This window comes from Streptomyces sp. CO7 (assembly GCF_053474865.1).
The window spans coordinates 1,433,715-1,434,136 of record NZ_JBRIOU010000002.1 but is presented as its reverse complement, the minus strand read 5'-3'; the positions used below and the strand labels follow the sequence as shown (position 1 = coordinate 1,434,136).

At 73.9% G+C, this 422-nt stretch carries 1 tRNA gene; it reads right to left on the bottom strand.

Annotation, left to right across the window (positions count from 1 at the left end):
* Positions 1–206: 206 nt before the first annotated feature.
* Positions 207–280, bottom strand: a tRNA-Pro gene (locus tag ACOV8S_RS08565).
* Positions 281–422: the final 142 nt, after the last annotated feature.

Here is a 422-nt window from a genome sequence, read left to right as displayed (position 1 = left end):
CGGCCGGCCACCCGCACGGCTGGCCCCGGCCCGCCGTGCGGGTGGCCGGCCGGCTGCCGCGCAACGCCGCGGGCACGGTGGACGAGACGGCGCTCGGCGCGGTGTGAGGGCAAGACGCGGGAGGACCGCCGTCCGGACCCGCACGACGATCAGGGGCCGGTACCGGATTGCTCCGGTACCGGCCCCTGATCAACGACTCCTTCGAGTCGGGACGACAGGATTTGAACCTGCGACCCCTTGACCCCCAGTCAAGTGCGCTACCAAGCTGCGCCACGTCCCGTTTGCCGCCTGACCTGGGGTTTCCCCCGGCCGAACGTGCATGGCAACCATACCGTACTCAGGACGGTGGTCGCGCGCGGGTTTCCCCACGCGTCCCTGGGCGGGGGCGCCCGGGGCCACGCTTCGGGGCCCCGGGACGGGCC